Source organism: Pseudomonas farsensis (assembly GCF_014268805.2).
GTDB lineage: Bacteria > Pseudomonadota > Gammaproteobacteria > Pseudomonadales > Pseudomonadaceae > Aquipseudomonas > Aquipseudomonas farsensis.
In genome coordinates this window covers 287,970-312,442 of sequence record NZ_JABWRF020000002.1, presented here as the reverse complement: position 1 = coordinate 312,442, position 24,473 = coordinate 287,970, and the positions used below count along the sequence as shown (strand labels likewise).

The 24,473-nt window shown below is 65.5% G+C and carries 21 protein-coding genes; 15 read left to right on the top strand and 6 right to left on the bottom strand.

Annotation, left to right across the window (positions count from 1 at the left end):
- Nucleotides 1-59: 59 nt before the first annotated feature.
- The 14 genes from HU719_RS10780 to HU719_RS10715 all read left to right on the top strand — a co-directional run bounded on the left by HU719_RS10780 (nt 60) and on the right by HU719_RS10715 (nt 16,882).
- A complete protein-coding gene (locus tag HU719_RS10780; RefSeq protein ID WP_186518849.1) occupies nt 60-1,358 on the top strand; it encodes a DotU family type VI secretion system protein in 1,299 nt (432 codons plus the stop codon).
- Nucleotides 1,355-4,858 (top strand): type VI secretion system membrane subunit TssM, encoded by a 3,504-nt coding sequence (gene tssM / locus HU719_RS10775; RefSeq protein ID WP_186536631.1) that lies wholly within the window; start codon nt 1,355-1,357, stop codon nt 4,856-4,858. Before HU719_RS10780 ends, tssM begins: the two co-directional genes overlap by 4 nt.
- The gene (gene tagF / locus HU719_RS10770) at nt 4,855-5,496 is read left to right on the top strand and encodes a type VI secretion system-associated protein TagF (RefSeq protein ID WP_186536632.1); all 642 of its coding nucleotides are present in this window, start codon (nt 4,855-4,857) and stop codon (nt 5,494-5,496) included. Before tssM ends, tagF begins: the two co-directional genes overlap by 4 nt.
- A complete protein-coding gene (locus tag HU719_RS10765) occupies nt 5,493-6,212 on the top strand; it encodes a PP2C family protein-serine/threonine phosphatase (RefSeq protein WP_186536633.1) in 720 nt (239 codons plus the stop codon). Before tagF ends, HU719_RS10765 begins: the two co-directional genes overlap by 4 nt.
- Nucleotides 6,213-6,217: 5 nt before the next feature.
- Complete coding sequence (locus HU719_RS10760; RefSeq protein WP_186536634.1) at nt 6,218-9,226, top strand: serine/threonine-protein kinase; 3,009 nt, start codon at nt 6,218-6,220, stop codon at nt 9,224-9,226.
- Nucleotides 9,226-9,930, top strand: a complete 705-nt coding sequence (locus tag HU719_RS10755; RefSeq protein WP_186518940.1) for an ATP-binding cassette domain-containing protein — start codon at nt 9,226-9,228, stop codon at nt 9,928-9,930. Before HU719_RS10760 ends, HU719_RS10755 begins: the two co-directional genes overlap by 1 nt.
- Nucleotides 9,930-11,132, top strand: a complete 1,203-nt coding sequence (locus tag HU719_RS10750; RefSeq protein WP_186536635.1) for an ABC transporter permease — start codon at nt 9,930-9,932, stop codon at nt 11,130-11,132. The genes HU719_RS10755 and HU719_RS10750 overlap by 1 nt, the downstream gene beginning before the upstream one ends.
- Nucleotides 11,125-12,900 carry a formylglycine-generating enzyme family protein gene (locus HU719_RS10745; RefSeq protein ID WP_186518861.1) on the top strand — a complete coding sequence of 592 codons (1,776 nt, stop codon included), beginning with the start codon at nt 11,125-11,127 and terminating at the stop codon, nt 12,898-12,900. Before HU719_RS10750 ends, HU719_RS10745 begins: the two co-directional genes overlap by 8 nt.
- 77 nt (nt 12,901-12,977) lie before the next feature.
- Nucleotides 12,978-13,907, top strand: a complete 930-nt coding sequence (gene tagQ, locus HU719_RS10740) for a type VI secretion system-associated lipoprotein TagQ (RefSeq protein WP_186518863.1) — start codon at nt 12,978-12,980, stop codon at nt 13,905-13,907.
- 98 nt (nt 13,908-14,005) lie between these two features.
- The gene (gene ssp4 / locus HU719_RS10735; RefSeq protein ID WP_186518865.1) at nt 14,006-14,908 is read left to right on the top strand and encodes an Ssp4 family T6SS effector; all 903 of its coding nucleotides are present in this window, start codon (nt 14,006-14,008) and stop codon (nt 14,906-14,908) included.
- A complete protein-coding gene (locus HU719_RS10730; RefSeq protein WP_186536636.1) occupies nt 14,905-15,318 on the top strand; it encodes a hypothetical protein in 414 nt (137 codons plus the stop codon). Before ssp4 ends, HU719_RS10730 begins: the two co-directional genes overlap by 4 nt.
- Before the next feature lie 206 nt (nt 15,319-15,524).
- Nucleotides 15,525-15,965 (top strand): hypothetical protein, encoded by a 441-nt coding sequence (locus HU719_RS10725; RefSeq protein ID WP_186536637.1) that lies wholly within the window; start codon nt 15,525-15,527, stop codon nt 15,963-15,965.
- 294 nt (nt 15,966-16,259) lie between these two features.
- On the top strand, nt 16,260-16,451 hold the full coding sequence (locus tag HU719_RS10720) for a type II toxin-antitoxin system HicA family toxin (protein ID WP_186536638.1): 192 nt from the start codon (nt 16,260-16,262) through the stop codon (nt 16,449-16,451).
- Between the two features lie 17 nt (nt 16,452-16,468).
- A complete protein-coding gene (locus HU719_RS10715) occupies nt 16,469-16,882 on the top strand; it encodes a type II toxin-antitoxin system HicB family antitoxin (RefSeq protein WP_186536639.1) in 414 nt (137 codons plus the stop codon).
- Nucleotides 16,883-16,902: 20 nt separating this feature from the next.
- On the opposite strand, the gene HU719_RS10710 is transcribed toward HU719_RS10715, so the two are convergent.
- The 3 genes from HU719_RS10710 to HU719_RS10700 all read right to left on the bottom strand — a co-directional run bounded on the left by HU719_RS10710 (nt 16,903) and on the right by HU719_RS10700 (nt 19,335).
- On the bottom strand, nt 16,903-17,154 hold the full coding sequence (locus HU719_RS10710) for a YfhL family 4Fe-4S dicluster ferredoxin (protein ID WP_186518874.1): 252 nt from the start codon (nt 17,152-17,154) through the stop codon (nt 16,903-16,905).
- Between the two features lie 121 nt (nt 17,155-17,275).
- Nucleotides 17,276-17,755, bottom strand: coding sequence for a pantetheine-phosphate adenylyltransferase (gene coaD / locus HU719_RS10705; RefSeq protein ID WP_186518876.1), 480 nt, complete (start codon nt 17,753-17,755; stop codon nt 17,276-17,278).
- Nucleotides 17,756-17,904: 149 nt separating this feature from the next.
- The gene (locus HU719_RS10700; protein WP_186536640.1) at nt 17,905-19,335 is read right to left on the bottom strand and encodes a coniferyl aldehyde dehydrogenase; all 1,431 of its coding nucleotides are present in this window, start codon (nt 19,333-19,335) and stop codon (nt 17,905-17,907) included.
- A 145-nt stretch (nt 19,336-19,480) separates the two neighbouring features.
- Here HU719_RS10700 and HU719_RS10695 point away from each other — a divergent pair, with 145 nt between their 5' ends.
- On the top strand, nt 19,481-20,335 hold the full coding sequence (locus tag HU719_RS10695; RefSeq protein WP_186536641.1) for a sulfurtransferase: 855 nt from the start codon (nt 19,481-19,483) through the stop codon (nt 20,333-20,335).
- A gap of 394 nt (nt 20,336-20,729) precedes the next feature.
- On the opposite strand, the gene HU719_RS10690 is transcribed toward HU719_RS10695, so the two are convergent.
- Genes HU719_RS10690 through HU719_RS10680 form a run of 3 tightly spaced genes read right to left on the bottom strand, consistent with a single transcriptional unit; the run spans nt 20,730 to nt 24,423 of the window.
- Nucleotides 20,730-21,722, bottom strand: coding sequence for a hydrolase (locus HU719_RS10690; protein ID WP_186536749.1), 993 nt, complete (start codon nt 21,720-21,722; stop codon nt 20,730-20,732).
- Nucleotides 21,723-21,782: 60 nt separating this feature from the next.
- Nucleotides 21,783-23,144 carry a M16 family metallopeptidase gene (locus HU719_RS10685; protein WP_186518884.1) on the bottom strand — a complete coding sequence of 454 codons (1,362 nt, stop codon included), beginning with the start codon at nt 23,142-23,144 and terminating at the stop codon, nt 21,783-21,785.
- A complete protein-coding gene (locus tag HU719_RS10680) occupies nt 23,137-24,423 on the bottom strand; it encodes a M16 family metallopeptidase (RefSeq protein ID WP_225917212.1) in 1,287 nt (428 codons plus the stop codon). Before HU719_RS10680 ends, HU719_RS10685 begins: the two co-directional genes overlap by 8 nt.
- Nucleotides 24,424-24,473: the final 50 nt, after the last annotated feature.

Genomic DNA, 24,473 nt, shown 5'->3' with positions numbered 1-24,473 from the left:
TGCCCCGCGATCCTGCCGACGTTCATACCCCCAATCCACGGACCGGAGACTAAGCCGCGATGCAATCGGATGACCGCACCCAGTTCATGCCGCGCCCCGGTGGCCGTGGCCCGCAGCCTGGCGCCCAGGCGCAGCCGGCACCGGCCGCCGCGCCGCTGAACGTACCTGCCGAGCCGCTGGCTCCAGGCCAGGCCGTCGGCCTGAACCCGCTGGAGCAAGCCGCCGGCCCGCTGCTGGCACTGCTTACGCGCCTGCGCAACACCATCGCCCACCCGGCGCCGTCCAGCTTGCGTGCGCAACTGCTGGCCTATCTGCGCCAGTTCGAAGAACGTGCCGAAGCGGGCGGCGTGCCGCGCAACGAAGTGCTGCTGGCGCGCTACGCGCTGTGCACCGCCCTCGACGAAGCGGTGCTCAGCACCCCGTGGGGCAGCGCCAGTGACTGGGGCAAGCAAAGCCTGCTGATTACCGTGCACAACGAAGCCTGGGGCGGCGAAAAGGTCTTCCAGTTGATGGAACACTGCCTGCAAAGCCCGCGCGAGCGCCTGAACCTGCTGGAGCTGCTGTACCTGTGCACCAGCCTCGGTTTCGAAGGCCGCTACCGCGTCATGAACGGCGGCCGCGCCCAGCTTGAAGCCCTGCGCGAGCGCACCGCTGCGGCTATTCGCAACGCCCGTGGCGAGAGCGAGCGTGAGCTGTCGCCGCACTGGCGCGGCGTCACGGTGGCCCGCGATCGGCTGTCGCAGTTCGTCCCGCCGTGGGTGGGGCTGGCTGTGGCCTTGGCGCTGCTGTTGCTGATTCTGTTCGGCCTGCGCATGAAGCTGGCCTCCGACGCGGAACCGGTGTTTCGCGGCATCCATGCGCTGGGCGAAATCCCGGTGCAGGCCATGGACCGCCCGGTGGTGCAGCCCAAGGCCGTGGAGCGTCCGCGCCTGGCGGGCTTCCTGGCCGAAGAGATCAAGGCCGGGCGCGTGGCGGTGGAGGATGCCGTCGACCGTTCGGTGGTGACTATCCGTGGCGACGAGCTGTTCGCCAGCGGCAGCGCCAGCATCAAGGGCGACTTCGAGCCGCTGATGCTGCGCATCGCCGAGGCGGTGGCCAAGGTCAAAGGCAACGTCAAAGTCACCGGCCACAGTGACAACCAGCGCATCGCCACGCTGCGCTTCCCATCCAACTGGGCGTTGTCGCAAGCCCGCGCCGAAGAGGTCCGCAACCTGCTTGCCGCGCGCACCGGCCAGCCGCAGCGGTTTACCGCGCAAGGGCTGAGCGACACCGAGCCGCTGGCGTCCAACGACAGCGCCCAGGGCCGGGCGAAGAATCGCCGGGTTGAAATCACTGTTCTGGCGGAGGGCGTCGAGTGAAGGCGTTTTTCAGTTTTGTCATTCGCTGGGTCATCCCGGTGCTGGGCCTGCTCGCGCTGAGCCTGATCATCTGGTTCGTCGGCCCCTTGCTCGATGCATTGGTACCGGCCACCCCGCGCGTGGTGTTGATCGTATTGCTGTTCTCGGTGTGGATTGCCTACCGCGTATGGCGCATCGTCCAGGCCCGCCAGCAGGCGGCCAAGGTGATGCAGAGCCTGGCCGCAGAAACCCCGCCAGACCCTGCCAGCGTTGCCACCGCCGAAGAACTGGCGACCCTGCGCCAGCGCATGGACGAAGCCCTGGTGCTGCTGAAAAAGGCGCGCCTGGGTGGCGATGAACGGCGCAACCTGTACGAGCTGCCGTGGTACGTGATCATCGGCCCGCCAGGCTCTGGCAAGACCACCGCGCTCGTCAACTCCGGCCTGCACTTCCCGTTGGCGGCGCAACTGGGCGAGGGCGCCATCCGTGGCGTCGGCGGCACCCGCAACTGCGACTGGTGGTTCACCGACGAAGCGGTGCTGCTGGACACCGCAGGCCGCTACACCACCCAGGACAGCCACGCGCAAGTGGACAAAGCCGCCTGGCTGGGCTTCCTTGACCTGCTAAAGAGCCAGCGCTCGCGCCGCCCCATCGACGGTGCGTTCATTGCCATCAGCCTGTCCGACCTGCTGCTGGGCAGCGACGCCGAGCGCGCCGCCCACGCGGCGGCCATTCGCACACGTATCCAGGAGCTGTACAGCCAGCTGGGCGTGCGCTTCCCGATCTACCTGATGCTGACCAAGCTCGACCTGGTGCCGGGCTTCATGGAGTTCTTCGACAACCTGAGCAAGGAAGAGCGCGCCCAGGTGTGGGGCATGACCTTCGCCCTGGACGACGGCGAGCACGGCGAGAGCCCGCTGGCGCAGTTTGGCAGCGAATTCGGCCTGCTTGAGCAGCGCCTGAACCAGCGCCTGGTCGAGCGCCTGCAGCAAGAACGCGACCCGGCGCGGCGCGATCTGGTGTATGGCTTCGTGCAGCAGTTTGCGGCCTTGCGCAGCAACCTTGCGACCTTCCTCGATGGCGTGTTCAAGCCTAACGCCTTCGAGCAACGCGCCCTGCTGCGCGGTGTGTACTTCACCAGCGGCACCCAGGAAGGCAGCCCCATCGACCGCCTGATCGGCAGCATGGCACAGAGCATGGGCCTGGACCGCGCGCACCTGGCGCGCCAGAACGGCACCGGGCGCAGCTATTTCATCGAAAAACTGTTCAGCGCCGTGGCATTTGCCGAGCGCGGGCTGGTTGGCAGCAACCCCAAGGTCGAGCAGCGGCGCAAGTGGATCGCCCGCGGCGCCCTGGCCCTGAGTGTGGCGTTGGTGCTGGTGGTCGGCACGCTATGGACGCTGAGCTACCGCGCCAACCAGCAGTACATCGCTGAAGTCGACAGCCGCTTGAAACCTGTGGGCAAGAGCGTCCAGGAACTCAGCCCGGCGCAGCGCAACGTGGTTGAAGTGCTGCCACTGCTCAATGCCGTGCGTGACCTTGCCAACAACCCGCCCGGTTGGGCCGAGGGCCTTGGCCTGTACCAGGGCGACATGCTCGAAGGCGAGTCGGACAGCGTCTACCGCAAGCTGCTGATTGCCATTTTTGCCCCGCGCCTGGTGACCCGTATCGAGGAGCAACTGTACGCAGGTGGCCCCTCGGACTACCTCTACGAAGGCCTCAAGGCGTACCTGATGCTGGCTGACGGCGAGCACTACGACGCCGACTTCATCAAGGCCTGGATCACCCTCGACTGGGAACGCAGCCTGCCCCGCGACCTGGCCCCGGACCTGCGCCAGGCCTTGGCCGGGCACCTTGCTGCGCTGCTCGACAAGCGCCCACCGAATGCGCGCCTGGACCAGCGGCTGATCGACGATACCCGCCGCCAGTTGCAGCAGTTGCCCGTGGCCCAGCGTGTGTACGACCGGGTCAAGCGGCAGAAGCTGCCCGTTGCAGTCAACGATTTCCGCGTCAGTGATGCCGCCGGCCGTGATGCCGCGCTGGTGTTCCGCTTCAAGAGCGGCAAGCCGCTGAGCGAGCCACTGCCTGGGCTGTTCACCGTCGAGGGCTACCGCAAGGCGTTCCTCGCCGCCAGCCTTGCGCAAAGCGCAACGCTTGCCGAAGAACGTTGGGTGTTGGGCCGCGAGCCTGGGGAGGCGGGCGATGCCAAGCGCCTGGCCGACGACGTGCTGCAACTGTATTACCAGGACTACATCCGCAACTGGGATGCGCTGCTGGCCGACCTCGACTTCGTGCCGATCACCAGCGTCGGCCAGGCTGCCGACATTCTGCGGGTGCTCTCCGGGCCGACTTCGCCCATGAAAAAGATGCTCCAGGCGGTCGCCCACGAAACCAACCTGTCGCAGCCAACCGCGCTGGACAAGGTGCAGGACAAGGCCGAACAGGCCGGCGTCGATCAACTGCGCCAGCGCCTCGGCGGTTTGCTTGGCGATACCCCGCTGCCTGGCGACAACCCGGCTGCGCGCCAGGTCGACCCGGTTACCGCGCACTTTGCCGAAGTCGCCGCCCTGGTTGAAACCGGTGACGGCCAACCGGCGGCCATCGATGCCCTGTTGACCGACATGAACGCGCTGTACGTGCAGGTCAGCGCCATGGTTGGCGCCAGTGGCGATGCGCTGCTGGGCGAGGCGAGAAACCAGGCCCAGGCCGCCGCGCAGCGCGTGGCACTGGGTGCGGCACGCCAGCCCAAGGTGGTGCAAAACCTGGTCAGCTCGGTGCTCGGTTCGACCCATGGCGTGGTCATGGGCGGGGTGCGCAACCAGCTCAACGCCGCCTGGACCAGCGAAGTGGTCAATATCTACCGCCAGTCGCTGAGCGGCCGTTATCCGCTGGTAGCCGGCAGCAGCCGTGACGCCACCCTGGAAGACTTCGGCCAGTTCTTCGGCGTTGGCGGGGTGATGGATAACTACTTCCGCAAGTACCTGCAGCCTTACGTCAACACCTCCACCACGCCGTGGAGCTGGCAGCCGGGCGCCGCGCAGAAGCTTGGGATCAACAGCAACGTGCTGTACACCTTCCAGCGCGCGGCGAGCATTCGGGATGCGTACTTCCGCTCAAGCGGCATGCAGCCGGGTGTGCGTTTCGAGCTCAAGCCGGTGGCCATGGACGCCAGCATTACCCAGTTCCTGCTCGACCTCGACGGCCAGCAAGTCAGCTACGACCATGGCCCGAGCCGCCCGGTGGCCTTGCAGTGGCCCAACCCCAACAGCATTGGCGTGGTGCGCCTGTCGGTGTCGCCACCGCTGGCCAGCGGCCGCTCCGGGCTGACGCTGGAAGGGCCGTGGGCCTGGTTCCGCCTGCTCGACCAGTCGGACCTGGTGGCCGGTGGCTCGCCTGAACGCTTCAACCTGCGCCTGCGCGTAGACGGCGTCAGCGTCTCCTACGAGCTGCGCGCCAGCAGTGCCTTCAACCCGTTCCGCAGCCGAGTGGTCAGCGGTTTCAGCCTGCCGGAGCGCCTGTGAACGACGTCGGCTTCTACGGAAAGCTGGCAAGCCGCGGTGACTTCGTCAGCCGCGGCCTGCCCAATACCTTCATCCAGCCTTGGGACCAGTGGCTGGCGGCGGGTATCCAGGCCAGCCAGCAAAGCTTGGGCGAGCGCTGGCTCGAGGCTTATCTGGTGAGCCCGCTATGGCGCTTTGCCTTGGCGCCGGGCGTGTGTGGGCCGGATGCGGTGGTGGGCGTGATGATGCCGAGCATCGACCGCGTCGGGCGGTATTTTCCGCTGACCGTGGCGCAGGTGCTGGGGGCTTGCGAGTCGCTGGCCAGTGCTGTGGTTGGGGCGGATGAGTGGTTCGAGGGGGTTGAGGAGGCGTTGTTGGCCACCCTTGAGCCTGATGCTGCTTTTGAGCGCTTTGAGGCTGCCTTGCAGCCGTATTGCGGGGCAAGCCCGCTCCCACGGGGTGCCTCCGGGCACCTGCTGGCGGCGACCACGCCTGAACAGCGTGCGCAGGCTTTGGCCGAGTGCGCCTGCGCGGGCATGAGCCTGTGGTGGGGCAGGGGGTCGGAGCGTATCGCCCCAGGGTTGCTGCGCTGCGCAGGGCTACCGCGCAGTGACGACTTTGGCGGGTTTCTTTTGGGTAGCGAGGCACAGTTCGGATGACCGCATTGCACTACCAGGCGGCCAGTTACAGCCATGTCGGCATGGTCCGCAAGATCAACGAAGACGCCTGCCTGGAGCACACCTGGGAAGGCCTGTGGGCGGTGGCCGACGGGATGGGTGGGCATGCGGCTGGCGATTACGTCAGCAGCCTGGTGATGGACAGCCTGCGCAACCTGCCATTGTTCGAAACCCTCGATACCTTCGCGCAAGCGGTGTGCAGCAGCCTGGAGCAGGTCAACGCCAAAGTGCGTGAAGAAACCGCACGGCGCGGCGTGGCGATGATGGGCAGCACCGTGGTGGTGCTGGTTGCCCATGGCAACCGCGGCATCGGCCTGTGGGCCGGTGACAGCCGCCTGTACCGCCTGCGTGAGGGGCGCATCGAGCGCCTGTCGCATGACCACAGCTACGTCCAGGAGTTGCAGGACAGCGGCCTGCTCAACGAGGCCGAAGCCCGCGTGCACCCACGCGGCAACATCGTCACCCGCGCCATTGGCGTCGAGGACCAGTTGCAACTGCAACAGGTGCACCTTGAAGTGCAGGCAGGCGACAGTTACCTGTTGTGCAGCGACGGCCTTAACAAAACGGCCGAAGACCATGAAATAGCCGACGTGCTCGGCCACGCCGACCCCTATCAGGTGGTGCGCAGCCTGGTCCATCTGGGCCTGACCCGTGGCGCCCCCGACAACATTACCGCCGTGGTCGTGAAGGCGAATTGAAGACAATGAACATGCACATCCCCGGATTCGACATCGACAGCGAGATTGGCCAAGGCGCCATGGCCAGCGTGTACCTGGCCACCCAGCGCTCGCTGGAGCGCAAGGTCGCGCTGAAGGTCATGGCGGCAAGCCTTGCCGCCGACCCGACCTTCTGCGAGCGGTTTTTGCGCGAGGGGCGCACCCTGGCGCGGCTGGCGCACCCGAACATCGCCACCATCCATGACATCGGCAACGTCGATGAGCTGTACTACATGGCCATGGAGTTCTTGCCCAACGGCACGCTCAAAGAGCGTATCGCGGGCGGGCTGACGCCGCAGCAGGGGCTGGTGTATGTGCGCCAGATCGCCCAGGCGCTGGGCTATGCCCACGCCCAGGGCCTGGTGCACCGCGACGTGAAACCGGCCAACATCCTGTTCCGCGCCGATGGCACGGCGGTGCTCTCGGACTTCGGCATCGCCAAGTCGCTGGACGACCGCACGCAGTTCACCCAGGCCGGTTTCGCCGTGGGCACGCCGAGCTACATGAGCCCCGAACAGGCCCGTGGCCTGGACATCGACGGCCGCGCCGACCTGTATGCACTGGGCGTTGTGCTGTACGAGATTCTGGTCGGCAAGCTGCCTTACAACGGCAACGACGCGCTGTCGACGGCGCTGGCGCACCTCACCGAGCCATTGCCGGAACTGCCAATCGAGCATGGCCGCTACCAGGACATCCTGCGCGGGCTGCTGGCCAAGGACCCCAACGAGCGCTTCGCCGACGCCGCGGCCTTGCTGGCCGCGCTCGACCGTTTGCCGGCGCAGGACACCGAGACCACGGTGATCCAGCCGCTGCCGCTCCCCGCAGTTGCCAGCCCCACGCTTGGCGGGCTGACCCCGGTGTCCATCGATATCCCCAAGGCGGCGCCCACGCCTGCGCCAAATCTGACCAAGCAGCCGCCACCTGCCGCCGCCAAGCCCGCCGCAAGCAAGCCGCAGCCTGCCAAGTCGGGCTCCAGCAAGCCGGCCAAGGCCGTGCTGGCGGTAGCCATCGCTGCCGCACTGGGCCTGGGTGCGACGTTCTTCTGGCTGCTGGGCGGCGACGACGAGCCCGCCGCGCAACCCCCGGTGACGCAAGCCCAAGCCCCGCTCGAGCCTGCCGCAACCCCGCCAATGGCCGCCAGCGAAGACGGCCGCCCGCTGTTGATGCCAGGCAAGAAAACCCTGTTCCAGCGCGTGCTGAGCAAGCCCGACGCGCAACTGGTCGCCCAGCCCGGCGATGCCACGGGCGAGAAGCTGCCGGCGTTCTCGGTGCTCTACGTTTACCAGCGCAAAGAGGTCGACGGCCAGCCGTGGGTGCAGGTCGGTGCCTCCAGCGATGGTCAGCGCGATGGCTGGCTGCAAGCGGCGCAAACCAGCGACTGGAAGCAGAGCCTGGTGCTCAAGCTCACCGAACGCTCTGGGCGTTCGCCGGTGATGTTCCTGCGCCAGCCCGATGACGTGCAGCGCCTGTTGGACAACACCAGCCAAGCCCGCGACAGCCTGCTCAAGGCGCAGAACAGCCCCGACAAGGTGCCCCAGGTGCTGGCCCTGGAGCCGGCTGCCAGCGCCGTGCCGCAGAACCAGTTCTACCTGATGCCGATTTTCGACTACCGCGAGAGCTTCGACGCCGACGGCCAGCCGGTGCAGTTGCTCAACATCGCCTCCATCGACCCAGGCGCCAGTGCCCGCGCAGCAGCCCCAAAAACGGTTGCGGCGGCTGACAATGGTTTCCGCACCGGCATCGTGCTGGTGGTCGATACCTCGGTGTCGATGCAGCCCTACATCGACCGCGTGCGCCAGGTAGTCAGCGAACTGCAGCAGCAACTCGCCGCCCGTGGCGAGCTGGACAGCGTCAGCTTTGGCCTGGTGGGCTTTCGCAACAGCGTCAAGCGCACCCCTGGCCTTGAATACCTGAGCAAGACCTTGGTCAGCCTGGAACAGGGCCGCGACCCGGCGCGCTTCCTCAAGGCAGCGGCGCAGGTCAAGGCCACCAACGTGTCCAGCCACTCATTCAACGAAGATGCCTTTGCCGGCGTGATGCAGGCCGTGCAAGGCATGGACTGGAGCGGCTACGGCGGGCGCCTGATCCTGCTGGTCAGCGATGCCGGCGCGTTGCGCAAGAACGACCCGTTCAGCAGCACGCAAATGAACGAGGCCGAAGTGCGCCAGGCGGCGCTGAGCAAGCAGATCAAGATCTACGCCCTGCACCTGCGCACCCCGGCCGGGGTGAAGAACCACGGCGCTGCCGAAAGCCAGTACCGCGTACTCACCGCCGACAGCAACCCGCAGATCGGCGACCTGTACGTGGGCGTGCCGGGCGGCGAAGTGGGCGTGTTTGGCGACCGCGTGCGCGAAATCGGCTCGACCTTCGCCGAGCTGGTGCACCAGGTGCGTAGCCAGCAGGCCCAGGCGGCGCCGGTGCTCACTTCGGGGGCGAACCTGGCGGCCAAGTCCCAGGCCATCGGTTATGCCATGCACATGGACTTCCTCGGCCGCAACGGCGCCAGCCAGGCCCCGCAACTGGTCAGCGCCTGGACCGCTGACCGCGACCTGACCAACCCGGCGCTGCCGACCTTGCAGGTGTGCGTGATGCTGACCAAGCTGCAGCTCAACGACCTGCAGCAGTCGCTGAAGCTGATCGTCGATGCCGCGCGCAAGACGCGCAGTTCGCCGGGCGACTTCTTCAATGAAATTGCCAGCGCCAGTGCCTACATGAGCCGCGACCCGGCGGCCTTGAGCAAGGGCGCCAACCTGGCACAGGGCGGCGTGCTGGGCGAATACCTCGAAGGCCTGCCGTACCGCAGCAAGTCGCTGAGCATGACCCAGGACTTGTGGCTGTCGCTGTCGGTGGCCGAGCAGGAGGACTTCATCGACGAGCTGGATTCGAAGATCCGCCTGTACGAGACCTTCCACAACGACATGGCCAACTGGGTGCGCTTCGGCAAGGCCGAGCCTGGCGACGCCCTGTACCGTGTGCCGCTGTCGACGCTGCCGTGATGATCAGCCTGAGCGGCGTGCACAAGACGCGCGGGCAGGGCGCCCAGCGTTACAGCCTGCGCATCGGCCAGTTGCAGTTGCAGCCCGGCGCGCGCGTGGCGCTGGTCGGGCCAAGCGGCTGTGGCAAGAGCACGCTGCTCGACCTGCTGGCGCTGGTGCTGGCACCCGATGGCGCCGAGGGCTTTGCCTTGGGCGGTGAAGACATCGCCGCACTGTGGCGCCGCCGTGCGCTGGACCGCCTGGCAGCGCTGCGCAGCCGCCATCTGGGCTATGTGCTGCAGGCCGGTGGGCTGCTCGGGTTTCTGGATGTGCGCGGCAATATTCGCCTGCCGCGCCAGTTGCTCGGGCTTGCCGATGACGGCAGCGTCGAGCGCCTGGCCGAGGCGCTGGATGTGCTCGACCAACTGGCCAAGAAACCCGCCGCGTTGTCCCTGGGCCAACGCCAGCGGGTCAGCTGTGCCCGCGCCCTGGCCCACGCCCCGGCGCTGCTGCTGGCCGACGAGCCCACCGCAGCGCTGGACCCGGTGAATGCCGAGCGCGTCATGCAGCTGTTGCTGCGAGAGGCCGAACAGCGCCAAGTCACCTGTGTGGTGGCCACCCATGACGAAACGCTTGCGCGCAATGCCGGGCTCAAGGTGCTGCGCATCGCCTGCCGGCGTGATGCCGACGGCGGCGTCACCGCCACCTTGGAGCAGGCCGCCTGATGCGCCCGCTGCTGATCGCCAGCCTGGCCTGGCAGGACTACCGCGCCGAGGCACGCCTGTCGGCCTGTGGCGTGCTGGCGCTGGTGGCGGTAATCGCCCCGTTGCTGGTGCTGTTCGGCCTGAAGTTCGGGCTGGTCGGCAGCCTTACCGAGCGGCTGCAACGTGACCCTGGCGTGCGCGAGATCATTCCCTTGGGCGGCGGGCGCTTCAACGCCGAGTTTATCCACAGCCTGGCGCAGCGTGCGGACGTCGCCTTTGCCATCCCACGCACCCGGCAGATCGCGGCCACTGCCGAGCTGCTGATGCCGCTGCAAGGGCGCGGGGTCACGGTGGAGATGTTGCCGACTGCCGGCGGCGACCCGCTGCTGGGCCGCGTTGCGCCGCCGCAGGGCTTGCAGGATGTGGTGCTGAGCTTCACCGCCGCCGAAAAACTCGGGGCCCGCGCCGGCGATCAGTTGCAAGCCAGCTTCAGCCGCCAGCAGGCCGGCCAGGTGCAATGGCGCCAGACCCCATTGCAGGTCACGGCCGTGTTGCCGCTGGCGGCGTTCGAGCGCGATGCACTGTTTGCCCCGTTAGCGCTGCTTGAAGCGGTGGAAGACTATCGCGATGGCCGTGGCGTGGCGGCGCTGGGCTGGGCCGGCGACGAGCCGGGCAACGCGGCGCAGCGGGTGTACCCGGCGTTTCGTCTGTACGCCCGTGGCCTGGACGATGTCGAGCCGCTGCGTGAGCTGTTTGCCGAGCGTAAGCTGCTGGTGTCGACCCAGGCTGCACAGATTGCCCAGGTGCAATCGCTGAGCCGTAACCTCGACCTGGTGTTCTGGATCATCGCAAGCCTTGCGGTGGCGGGCGCCGTGGCGGCGATTGGCGCAGGCGCGGTGGCGGCGGTGGAACGCAAGCAGCGTGAGCTTGCGGTGCTGCGCCTGCTGGGCTTTGGCAGCGCCGCATTGCTGCTGTTCGTGATGCTCCAGGCCCTGTACAGCGGCGTGATCGCCGCGGCTGTGGCCGGGCTGCTGTACGTGTTGGCCGAACACGGCCTGAACCGGCTTTTCATGCAGGTGCCCGGCGAGTACGCCAGCCGCCTGTTACCCCTGCACTACCTCGTTGCGCTGGCTGCCGTGCTGCTGGCCAGCAGTACAGCCGCTGCCCTCGGTGGCTGGCGGGTTTCGCGCATCGATGCTGCCCAAGGAATTCGTGATGTCTGACTACCGTCTCAAGGCTGCGGCCTTGATATTCACAGCGCTGGGCCTTGCGGCCTGTTCACCGGCCGATGGCGACGACCAGGGCAAGGCCACGGGCGCGCAAGCCGCCGGGCAGCCGGTCGATGCGGCCAAGCTGGATAACCCCAAGCCGTTGCCGGGCGACGTCAGCCTGCCGCTGCCGTGCGGCGGTGAGCTGGTGTTGCGCAGCGTCTATGTGCTGGCCCAGGGCAGCCTGGATGACCGCGAGGTGCACCTGGGCTACCCGTTCAGCGAAGGCGAGGCGGGCTACAAACAGTCGTTTATTTCCGGCTACCGGCGCGACTTCATCAACGGCCAGTTCAGCCTGCAGGACCTGGCGCCGCAGTGGCAGAAAGCCGTAGCGCCGACCTTGCCGAAGATCGATAAGGGCGGGCCGCTCAAGCCAATGATGTACTTCATCGGCAAGTATGAGGTGACTGCGCGCCAGTACGCCCAGGTGATGGCCCAGGCGCAGTCGCTGGCCAGTGGCGAGGCACCGCCTGAGTGCAAGGCCGACACCACCGCTGCCGGGCGCCTGCCCAAGGTCAAGCTGTCGCGCTTCGAGGCCGAGCGTTTTGCGGCGGTGTACAGCGCCTGGCTGCTCAAGCACCACCGCGATGTGCTGCCGGTCAGCGGCCGTGGCAGCAAGGCCGAGGATGGCGGTATCGGCTTTGTGCGCCTGCCCACCGAGGTGGAATGGGAATTCGCGGCCCGTGGCGGCTCGCAGGTCAGCCGCCTGGAACTGGAAGGGCGGCTGTTCCCGCGCAAGGTCGAAGGCGCCGACAGCGAAGGCCCGCTGGCCGACTGGGCGGTGTTCAACCAGGTGGCAGGCGGCACCGGCCAGGCTGCGCGGCTGATGCCCATCGGCACCAAGCTGCCCAACCCGCTGGGCCTGTTCGATGTGATCGGCAACGCCGCCGAGATGGTCCAGGAATCGTTCCAGCTGGTTAATGCCGGGCGTTTGCAGGGCGCTTACGGCGGCTTCGTGGTCAAGGGCGGTAACTACCTGGAAGGCGAGGGCACCTTGTTCACCGGCATGCGCCGCGAATACCCGCTGTTTGGCGCCGATGGCACCGAGCAACGTAACGAAACCACCGGGTTCCGCGTGGCCATTGGCGCACTGTCGGCGCCGCGCTCGCGTTATGACGAGCTGTTCACCCAGTGGCAGAAAGAAGGCCGCCTAGCTGGGCTGACCGATGATATCGATGCCGCCCAGGACCCGACCAAGCGCTTGGACAGCATCATTGCCGCCACGACCGACCCGCGCCAGCAGGCCGAGCTGGGGGTGGTCAACGAAGAGCTCAAGCGCAATGTGTCGCTGATCGCCCGTCAGCGTGAAGAGGCCGCTGGCAACCTGATCCAGTCCGCCGCACTGATGGGCGAGACCATCAACAACTACAACATTCGCCTGACCAACCTGCGCGCCACCCAGGCCAAGGCCGAGGCCGCTGGCGACCAGGCCAGCGCGCGCATGTATGGTGCTGCAATTGCCAACGGCCGTGCGGCACTAGACGGCGCCGTGGCGATCTACATCGACAACCTGGCCAGCGGCACGCGCTACACCGATGCGGTGATCCAGGCGCAGTTCCAGCGGGTCAAGGAAGAGCTGAACCGCAAGCCGGTGCTGGGCAACAGCCTGGTCACCCGCGCAACCCTGTTCGTTCGCCACGTCGGGGAGTACCGCCAGAACCGGCGGGCCGATCCGGCGACGATCCTCAAGGAGCTGCTGGCATCGGCCGCTCCGCGACCTTAAGGACTGCTTCAGTTGAAAGGAATCCCGGGCGGCATGACGCCCCCGGACACCGACAAAACCCAAGAGAGAACCTGACCATGTCCACCCGTAAACCTTTGATCAACGCCACCCACGCCCGCACCGCGCTGCTGCTGGCTGCAGGTTTCAGCACCGTGCTGCTGGGCGGTTGCGCCAGCTCCCCGGCCTCCAAAGTGGGCGCGACCACCAAGGTCGAGTACTACCCAACCTGCTACGAGCCGGTGAAGCACTTGCGTGCAACCGACGGTGACATGACCCGTTCGGTCGCCACTGGCGCGGTGATGGGCGCGCTGGGCGGAGCCCTGGCCGGTGCCTTGGTCGATGACGAGAAGCGTGGCCGCAATGCCGCCATCGGCGCTGCCGGTGGTGCCTTGGTCGGCGGCGCTGCCGGTTACTACACCGAGCGTCAGAAGCAGATCAGCGATGACAAGCAGCGTATCGCTTCGTACGCCACCGACATCGACAAGAGCGCCGCCGACATGGACCGCACCACGGCTTACGCCAAGTCGTCGCAGTCCTGCTACCAGCGTGAATTCACCAGCCTGATCGATGGCCGCAAGGCTGGCCGCATCAACGATGGCGAAGGCCGCAAGCGCCTGGCCGAGATCGTCTCGGGCCTGCAGGAATCGAACAAGCTGCTGGCGGCGGTCAACGGCCGTGTCGGTGAAGATCTCAACAACTACACCCAGGCCTACGAGCAGGACCTCAAGCAGGTTGGCGTGCAGCGTACCGAAGTGGTTGCCGTAGCCGAGCCGCCGAAAGTGGCGACCACCGGCAAGAAGAAAAAGGGCAACCAGAAAGTGCAGCCGGCCAAGGTCAACAAGAACGTGCCGCAAGAAGCAGTCGCCACCGAGAAGACCCTGCAAAAAGCCACCACCAAGCAGGCTGAAGCGCAGCAAGTCGCCAAGGCCGGTACCGACCAGGTCAATGGCATGTGCCGCAACCCGGACATGGGTGACTGGGCTCCGGTGCCTTGCCCTAACGTTTGATGTAAATGGGGGCGTTCTGCGCCCCGTTCGCGACAAAAGGCCGCCCCGCAACGGGCGGCCTTGCATTGGCGTAGCAACCTGCAGAAGGACCTCATCGCGTGACAGATCTTCTGGTCAACTCCCTGGCCAACAGTTCGCAATTCCTCGCCCGCCAGCGTATCCAGGCGCGGATCAACCTGCCGCAGCTGTTCGCCGCCATCGATGCCGACCCGCGTATCGTCGGTGCCGGCGTGGTGTATATCGATGCCGAGTTCAACGTCATTACCCTGCGTGAATTCCAGCCCATCTGCAGCATCCGCCCCAAGCGGGTGATCCTGCGCGAAATCAAGAAATACCAGACCCCCGACCAGTACACCCAGCAATTGCAGACCAACCCTCGCGAGTCGAAGGTGGTGAAGGAGGCGGTGAATACCACCTTGTCCTGTGCAGGCGCGGTCATTGGTTGGTTCGTGGTTTTCAGCGGCACCATCGCCGCCCCATTTTCGGCCGGTACCAGCCTGGTACTGACCTACGTCGGTGGCGCAGCAGCCACCGCCAGCAGCATCCAGTGCGGCATCGGCCTGATGCGCACGGTACGTGAAGTGACCAACCCGGCCGCCAACGACGCGCTGGACAGCAACCAGTGGTACCAGAATGCCTCGCTGGTGCTCGATGGTGTGTCGCTGTTAGGTGTCGGCGCTTCGGGCCTGACCACCCTGAAGTACCTGCAGGTGCACAAGGCATCGACCGGCCGCAGTTGGCTGGAGCTGACCAAAAGCCTCAGCCGGCAGCAGCGCAAGTCGCTCACCGATGAGTTGCTGTCGATCAAGCACCCGACCCTGACTGCCAAGCAGCTCAAGTTGGAGCAGGCAGCCGGTAACTTGACCAAGCGCTATACCCCGACCGAGATCAGCCACGCCACTAAAACCCTGATGCGCGACTCGCTCGGCGCTACGTTCGGTTTTGCTGGCAGCGGTACGGTGCAGAGTATTGCCGTGGGGCTGTACGAGGAGTTCGAATGATGGGGGGCGGGGAATTCCAGGCGTTCATGCGGGTTTACTTCCCAACGTTCCTGCTGGGTTTTTTCACCTGTTTGATGTCGGTGGCGTTGTCGCTGGTGGTGTGGATCGATGAGCACTGGCTGCACCACCCCGATAACGCCACCTATACCCTGCTGTTCAGCACTGCTCTCACGATTCCGCTATGCCTTGGGCATTTCGCCGTGGTCCGTGGCTGGAGGTGGGCCATGTGGGCTGTTTTACCTGTACCGGCCGTGACCTTGCTGATTGCCCTGAGCCTATTCGGCAGTGGCCTGCCGGCGCTGCTGCTGGTGATCATGCTGGCACTGCCGTTGCTGGCGCTGCTGATCTTCAACAGCCAGCGGCACCGCGAAATGCGCCGCCGGCTGGTGGAACTGCGCCAGCAACGCTGAAGGCCGGGAAGGCCCCCTTGAACCTGTAAGGAAACAGCCCTGTGACTGCATTCATGCCCAACCCTTTGGGCAATACCGCAATACCTGGCCCGCCAACTTCAGGATGCCACGGGCGGTGTACTGGGCCTGGCCGGTAGCCGCCTGGTGCGTGGCGGGGTGGGGGCGGTGAAAGGCCTGGCGGTGGGGTTGTACGAGGAAATCAGCGAATGAAGCGCAGCCCGGCGTTCAACGAATTCGTCCAGCGTTACTTCGGGGTATTCATCGGCGCCTGGTTCACCTCGCTGGTGGCGGTGGCGTGGAGTTTCGTTCTGGTCTGGGGCACCTGGTTCCGGGCTGGCAGCAAGGACGAGATGCGCGCCAGCCTAGTCGCGCTGTTGGTGGTGTTCATGCTCGGCCATGGCGCGGTGGTGCGCGGGCGGGCGTGGGGGGCGTGGATCGTGGCGGCGATGTGCGTGGCTTGCCTGGTGCTGGTGATTGGCACCTACGGGCAGCGGTCGCACCTGTTTCTGTTCAGCGCGAGCGTGGCCTTTTCATCAGCGGCGCTGTTGTTGCTGAACAGCCGGCGCTACCGCGAAATGCGCGAGGTGTTGGCGCAGCAGCGCCAGCTCCGGCGTGCGCAAAAGCTAAAGCGAAGCGACCTCGTGTAGGAGCGGCCTTGTGTCGCGAAAGGGGTGCGAAGCGCCCCCAGGGAATGTGCATCAAGCGGATATCGCCTGGGCCGCAAGGCGGCCCTTTCGCGACACAAGGCCGCTCCTACACTGACCGCGTGACCGCACAGCCACACCCGCAAGATCCAGCATCACTTCCACTCGGCCCATTCCCGCAGGCTGGCCATAATTCTTTCCAGGCAGCCCATCCGTCGTCCAGGTGGGTATAGTGTTGATAGTTCGCGCGTGGTGGTTATACTAACCACCGTGGCGCATAACCCAAGGAAAGGGTTCATGAACAGCCGCGAAATGATTTCGGTGATCGAGGCCGATGGTTGGTACCTGGTGCGTTCGAAGGGCAGCCATCATCACTTCAGACACCCCAACAAGCCCGGGCTGGTGACCATCCCGCACCCGAAAAAGGACCTGCTCGCGGCTACCGCAGCCAGCATCCTTCGCCAGGCGCGCATTGGTTACGCCAGTTGAGCAGGAGAACCCTCGTCATGTTGTTTCCCATCGCCATTCTTGCCGGTGACGCCCAGCACGCCTGGGGCGTCGAGGTGCCGGATATTCCAGGCTGCTTTTCGGCAGGCGAAGACCTGGACCACGCCATGGCCATGGCCCGCGAAGCCATCGAAGGTCACCTGGAATTGCTTGCCGAGAGCCAGCAGGAGATCCCCAAGGCCAGCACGGTGACTGCCCATGCGGCCAACCCGGCGTACAGCGGCTGCACGTGGGCGGTCATCGAGATCGACATCACCCGCTACCTGGGCAAGGCCGAAAAACTCAATATCACCCTGCCGGCCTACTTGCTCACCCGCATCGACAGTTATGTGCAGAACCATCCACAGCACAAAAGCCGCTCGGGCTTTTTGGCCGAGGCGGCGCTGAAGGTTCTGCAGGGCGGCTGCAAGTAAGGTTGCGGCGTGGAGCCTGGTCAGGCCTTGCCGGTGATCTTGCGGTACTTGGCCATCAGCTCGTCCTGGGTTTCCGGGTGCGCTTCATCCAGCGGGATGCAGTCGACCGGGCAGACTTGCTGGCACTGAGGCTCGTCGTAGTGCCCCACGCACTGGGTGCACAGGTTGGGGTCGATCACGTAGATCTCTTCGCCCTGGGAGATGGCGGCGTTCGGGCACTCGGGTTCGCAGACGTCGCAGTTGATGCAATCGTCGGTGATGATCAGGGACATGGAGACTCCGGCCGGGGCGTCGGGCCCGGGCATGTTTCAAGGCAATGTGCGCAATTGTGCCGTATTCGCGCGCGCAGTGCACGCAGGCGCGGCTGTGACGCCGCGCCGCGCCTGGCAATGGTTACTTGCGAAAGCGCTCGGTCAGCGCATCGGCCACTGCCGGGTGCACGAACTTGGTGATGTCGCCGCCCAGCGCTGCAATTTCCCGTACCAAGGTGGACGAAATGAACGAATAGCGCTCGGACGGGGTGAGGAACAGGCTCTCGACGTCCGGGGCCAGCTGGCGATTCATGTTGGCCAGCTGGAATTCGTATTCGAAGTCGGACACTGCGCGCAGGCCGCGCAGGAACACATTGGCGTTCTTTTCCTTGGCAAAATGCGCCAGCAGCGAGGAAAAGCCGATGACTTCGACATTGGGCAGGTGCTTGGTGACCTCGCGTGCCAGCTCGACCCGTTGTTCCAGTGGGAACAGCGGGTTCTTCTTGGGGCTGGCCGCCACGGCGATGATCACGTGATCAAACAGCCGCGAGGCGCGCTCTACCAGGTCGCCATGACCTTTGGTAATAGGGTCGAAAGTACCCGGGTACAACACTCGGTTCATCGCGTCTTCCTGGCTGGAGTGCGTTGGGGACTCGGATGGTAGCGCAGCGATTGCGCTCGGCCAAGTCGTGCGGCCGGCTGATGGCACTATAGACAGCACGGCCATTGGCTGTCATGTGCCGTGTGTCATGCCTGCCGAGACTGCACCAGTCAGCGGATGAACAGCCTGTACACCAGGCGCAGCAGGGCTTTGCCATACGGCGGATAAATCAGCCGGGCGACGTTCAGGCGTTGTTTGCTCAGCACTGCCTTGGCCTTGCTGAAGGTGTGGAAACCTTCCCTGCCATGGTAATGGCCCATGCCCGACGGCCCGACACCGCCGAATGGCAGGTCGTCCTGGGCCACGTGCAGCAAGGTGTCGTTGATGCACACCCCGCCCGAATGGGTATCGCGCAGCACCCGCGCCTGCGCCGCGCGGTCGTAGCCGAAGTAGTAGAGCGCCAGTGGGCGAGGGCGTTGGTTGATATAGGCCAGCGCATCATCCAGGTGGTCATAGGGCACCAACGGCAACAGCGGCCCGAAGATTTCTTCCTGCATGACCCGCATCTGCTCGGTTACCCCGCGCAGCACATGCGGCGGCAGGCGCCGGCCCTGGCGCACTTCGTCGGGGTACAGGTCAATGACCTCGGCGCCTTGGGCGCGGGCGTCGTCCAGCAGTTGCTCCAGCCGCTGCAACTGGCGCGGGTTGATGATCGCGCTGTAATCGGTGTTGCCGGCAATACGTGGGTACAGGCGGTGCACGGCGGTGCGGTAGGCCTCGGCGAAGGCGCCCAGGCGCTCGCGCGGGACCAGCACGTAGTCTGGTGCTACGCAGGTTTGCCCGGCGTTGAGCGTCTTGCCGAAGGCGATGCGCTCGGCGGCGGTGTCCAGCGGCACGTCCGCCGAGACGATGGCAGGCGACTTGCCGCCCAGCTCCAGCGTGACCGGGGTGAGGTTGTGAGCAGCGGCCAGCATGACCTGGCGGCCAACGCCAGTGGCGCCGGTGAACAGCAAGTGATCGAACGGCAGGCGGGCGAAGGCTTGGCCCACTTCGACCTCACCGAGCACCACGCACACCAGCTCTTGCGGGAACACCCGGCCAAGCAAGGCCTTGAGCGCCAGGCCGGTGGCGGGGGTGGCTTCGCTGAGCTTGAGCATCACCCGGTTGCCTGCCGCCAGCGCGCAGGTCAGCGGGCCAATGGCCAGAAACAGCGGGTAGTTCCACGGCACGATGATGCCGACCACGCCCAATGGCTGGTAGACCACCTGGGCGCTGGCCGGCTGGAACGCCAGGCCCACGCGCCGGCGCGACGGGCGCATCCAGCGTTGCAGGTGGCGTTCTGCGTGGCGCAGGCCCTGCACCGAGGGCAGCAGTTCGGCCAGCAGGGTTTCGTCTGCGCTGCGCCCTTCGAAGTCGGCGTCGATGGCGTCGATCAGCGCCTGTTGCTCGTGCACCAGGGTGCTACGCAGGCTTTTCAGCCACTGCTTGCGCTGGGCCGCAGGCGGCATCGGGTGTTCGGCAAATGCCTGGCGCTGGCGTGCGAACGCCGCCTGCAGGTCAAGGTCGGGGGATATAGAGGCGGTGGCGGTGGTCGAACTCATGACGCGGGCAGCCAGGCAGAAGGTCGCTAGAGCCTATACTCTAATGCGCTGCTGCAAGAGTGCTTTTTCTGCCACAACTGCAGCCATTTGCGCGCCGCTCACCTGGCCCATCGCGGCATCAGCCCTTAATTTATCGGAGATTGTCATGCCCCTCGCGCAACTGATCACCCCACAGCAGCTAGCTGAGCGTCTGGAAGCCCCGGGTATGGTGATCCTCGATTGTCGTTTTGCCCTGGAAGACATCGACTACGGCCAGCGTAGCTATGCGCTGGGCCATATTGCCGGTGCGCATTTCGCCGACCTTGAGCGTGACCTGAGCGGGCCGGTGATCAAGGGCCAGAGCGGCCGCCACCCGTTGCCCGACCCCCAGCACCTGGCCCAGCGCCTGCGCGAATGGGGGGTGGATAACGACAGCCAAGTGGTGCTGTATGACGACGGCCCCGGCGCATTCGCGGCCCGCGCCTGGTGGTTGCTGGCCTGGCTTGGCAAGCGCGATGCGGTGTTCATCCTCGATGGCGGGCTCAAGGCCTGGCATGCGGCGGGGCTGCCGTTGAGCCTGGACCCGCCGCCGCGCCGTGAAGGGATGTTCAGCGGCGAGCCGGACATGGGCCTGCTGATCGATGCCGCAGATCTTGCCAGGCGCCTGAACGACCCTGAGATGACCTTGCTGGATGCCCGCGCGCTGCCGCGTTTTCGTGGCGAAGTGGAGCCGATCGACCCGGTGGCCGGGCATATTCCGGGCGCGCAGTGTGCGGCATTTACCGAAAACCTTGGGCCGGATGGGCGCTTCCTGGCGCCCGGCCAGTTGCAGCAACGTTTTGCCGAAAAGCTTCACGGCCGTGCGCCAGAGCATTTGGTGGCCTATTGCGGTTCGGGGGTAACGGCCTGCCACAACCTGTTTGCGCTGGCGCTGGCCGGGTATCCGTTGGCTCGGCTGTATGCCGGGTCCTGGAGTGAGTGGATCAACGACCCCCGGCATCCGGTGGCCACGGGCGGCTGACGGGCACGCGGCGCATCGCGGGGGCAAGCCCGCTCCCACAGGGTCTGGGTCAACCCACAATATCGAGGCTGGACACATTCACTGTGGGAGATTCTATGGTTTTGTACAAGCCTGTTCCCGCCAGATATATCTCCTTGTGGCGAGCGGGCTTGCCCCGCGTTGGGCTGCGCAGCAGCCCCTTGGGTTTTCAGGGCTGCTGCGCAGCCCAACGCGGGACAAGCCCGCTCGCCACAACTCTCTATCATGTCCCACAGGATTGGGTCCAACCAGCAAGGTTGCGGTTGAACATGGCCTCTGTGGGAGCTGGCGACAGCCTGCGATGAGGCCGGAACAGGCCTGCACCAAACTGCGCTCCCCCAAAACGCCAACCCCGCGATGGGCAGCAGGTGGTGCGCTATTGCCCCTCGATCAACCACTGCGGAATGCGCCGCTCGAGGTAGTAGCTCGGGTGGCGCAGGCTGCCTTCGACAAACCCCACATGCCCGCCGCGCGGGTGAAGCTCAAGTTGCGTCAGTGCGGCCAGTTCGCCAGGCTCGGGCAGGCTGTGGTTGAACACGAACGGGTCATCGCTGGACTGGATGATCAACGTGGGTGTGCGATTCGCGCCAAGGTAATAGCGGCTTGAGGCATGCCGGTAATATTCGTCGGCGTCCTTGAACCCGTTGAGCGGCGCGGTCACCTTGCCGTCAAAGTCCCAGAAGGTGCGCAGGTTGCGCAGCGAGCCCAGGCGCTCGATTTCGGCCAGCCGCTCGTGGTGGCCGTTATCACGAAAATGCTGCTGCTTGCCCTGCACATAGGCCAGCATCTCGCGCATGAAATGCGCCTGGTACACCTTGGAGAAGCCCAGCCCAATGCGGTCTGCACACTGGTCGAGGCGAAACGGCACGGAAACCGCCACCGCGGCCTGCAACTGGCTGTCCGCGCCACTTTCGCCCAGATATTTGAGCAGCACATTGCCCCCTAGCGAGTACCCCACCGCATAAAGCGGCGCCAGAGGGCGCTGGGCACGCAGGTGGCGGATGGTTTCGGCCAAATCTCCGCTGGCGCCTGAGTGGTAGCTGCGCGCCAGCAGGTTGGGCTCACCCGAGCAGCCGCGCCAGTTCACTGCCACGCTGGCCCAGCCGCGTGCCTGCAATGCCAGTTGCAAGCCTTTTACATAGTGCGATGAGGACGACCCGGTCAGCCCGTGCAGCACCAGCACCAAGGGTGCGTCGGCCTGGTGCGGGCCGAAGCTGTCGAGGTCGAGAAAATCGCCATCGGCCAGCCACAGGCGCTCGCGGCTGCGCTCAAGCGCGGGCAGCTTGCGCCAGAGCGGGCCCCACAGGGTCTGCAGGTGCGGGTTGGACAGGCCGATGGCCGGGTGGAAGGTGGCGCTGTGACTGGGCATTCTTTGCGGCTCATGATGTGCCTGCCTAGAGTGCCATGAAACAGCGCCGGGTTGCCTGTGTCACTGCTCGTCGGCAGGTACTGGCGGCAGCGGTTTCTGGTCGGCAGCAGGGCCGACACTCACCTCGATGCTCATGTTGATATCGAGGTTGGCCTGCAAGGCTTCGCGCACCTGTTCAGGCGTGAGTGCGGCGAGGCGCGGCAGGTAGGTCGACAGATAGTCGTCGGGCAGCTGCTTGTAACCCATTTCGCCCAGCAGCGCGGCCAATCGCCGGTTCTGCGCGACGTTGCGCAGCATCGGGCCGGTCAGTTGCCGGTGAGCCGCCAGCAGCTCAGCGGCGGTAGGGCCTTGCTCGATGAAATCCTGCACGGTTTGCCGAACCAGTTGCAGCGAGGCATCGACGAATTCGGCAGCCACTTCCCAGCGCACCATGAACAGCCCGCCTACCCGCAACGGGTTCAGCGCCGAGCTGATGTCGTAGGTCAAACCGCGTTGCTGTCGCAGCGCCTGCATCAGCCTGGAGTTGAGGCCGCTGCCGAGTACCTCGTTGGCCAGAATCAGGTTCAGTTGCGCGGGGGCATCTGCGGGCACAGCCATGGGCAGGGCCAAGGCCATTACATTGCTGGCGCCGGGCTGCTCGATGTGGATGCGGCCAGGCGACGGGGTCGGCAACGGTGGCAGTTCGGCGGCTGCCCAGCCTTGGGGCAAGGCCTGGCTGAGCTGCTGGGTAATCCGCTCGGCATCCTCGCGGGACAGATCGCCCACCAGCGAGATCTCAAGGTTGTTTGCCGAGTAGGCTTTGCCATGGAAAGCCTTGAGGTCGTCGGTGGTAATGGCCGCAATGCCTTGCTCCGAACTGCCCTCGGGGGTGCCGTAGGGATGGCCCGCGAACAGGTGCCGATAGACTTCGGCGGTGGCCCTGATCGGTGGGAATTTTTCTAGCCCGGCCCGTTGCCCGAGCAATTGGGCTTTGACCTTCTCCAGGCCCGTGGCCGGGAAGTCGGGGCGCGCCACCAGGTCGGTGAACAGCGCGAGAGCGGGGTCGAGCACTTCCTTGGCGCTCAGCGTGCGCAGGGTCAAGGTGCTGTATTCCAGGCGTGAGCTTTTCTCGAATAGCGCCCCCAGCGATTCCAGGCGCTCGGCAAATTCGCTGGCGCTCTTGCCTGCACTGCCTTCATCGAGGTTGTACAGGGTCAAGGCGGCGAGCCCGGGGTAATCGGTGTCCTGGGTGGTGCCGGCCTTGAACACCAACTGCACATCCACCATGGGCAACCCGTGCGACTCTATGAACCGAACCCGTGCTCCGCTTTCGTCGGTCCAGGATTGAATTTCGGTATTGATGAGCGTTGGTTCATCAAGTACCAGGCCTTGCGCGCTGAGCAGCCGGGTGGTGGTTTGGTTGGGCAACAGGGTATCAGTCATCGCGGCTTTCCTCGGTTTGCAGGAAGGTGATGGTTTGCAGGTCTTCGCGCAAGAACTGCGCCGCGGCCTCCTTGACATGCTCAAGCGTGACGGCTTTCAGCCCTTGCGCATCGTTATCCATAAGCAGCGGGTCAAGCCCGCCAACGGCGAACTCGCCGATAGCTGCAGCCTGATTGGCGATGTTGTCGCGGCCGAATACCTGGCGGGCAAGCAACCGCGCACGGGCGCGCTCCAGCTCGGCTTGCGTCGGGCCTGTCTCGGCCAGTTTGCCCAGTTCGGCAAAAAGGCGTTCAGCCGCCTCTTGCTGGGAGCCTTTGCTGGGGTTGGTGTAGGCATAAATACTGAACAGCGTGTCGCCGCGGCTGAGGGAGGCGTATTTGCAGCTCATGTTCAGCAGGATGGTTTCATCATTGATCAGCAAGCGCCGCAGGCGCGCACCGTAGCCGTCGCAGAGCAGGTCAGGCAGAAGGCTTAATGCCAGCGCCTGTTCCGTGCTGCTTGCAGTTGCCCGGCTTGGGACATTGAAACTCATCAGCACGCCGTCGCGCAGGCCTGGCTTGGAGACGGTTTGAGTACGCTTGGCGAGCACTGCGTCCTGTCGGGGCTGCGCAGCGGCTGGCAGCTCGGCTTGCGCAATGTCTGCAAAATGTCGCTCGACCATGGCCTGCAGTTGCTCCAGGCCAATGCTCCCGGCAACTGCCAGCGTTGCGTTGTTTGGGTGGTACCAGGTTTGCTTCCAACTGCGTGTGGTCGCGGACGTCAACTGTTCCAGGTCTGCCCGATGGCCGATTACAGGGCTGGCGTACGGGCTGCTGCCGTGGGCGAGTGCTTCATGGGCCTCGATCGCGCTCGCCAGTGGGTTATTGTCGACGTTCTTGCGCCGTTCGCTCAGGACGATATCGCGCTCACGGGTAAAGGGCGCCTCCTCGAAACTGGCGCTGGCCATGGCATCGGCCATGGCTTCCAGAGGAATTTCCACGCGGTGGCTGGGCACCGTCAGTGGGTAGACGGTGGCATCTACGGTAGTGAAAGCGTTTGGCTCGCCGCCAATGAGGATCATCAGCGAGGTGTACTCGCCCGGCGCCAGTTTGCTGCTGCCCTCGAACATCAAGTGTTCCAGGGCGTGGGACAGGCCCGATTGGCCAGCTGGTTCGTAGCTTGCGCCGACGTGGTACCACAGCTGGATACTGACCAACGGGGCGCGGCGGTCCTCGCGCAGGTACACACGCAGGCCGTTCGCCAACGTGAAGTGCTGCAAGGTGGAAGGAGGGTTAGGCATGACAAAAGTGGCTCCTTTGGGGGAGCGCGGAGTGTCTGTCATGCCTCAGG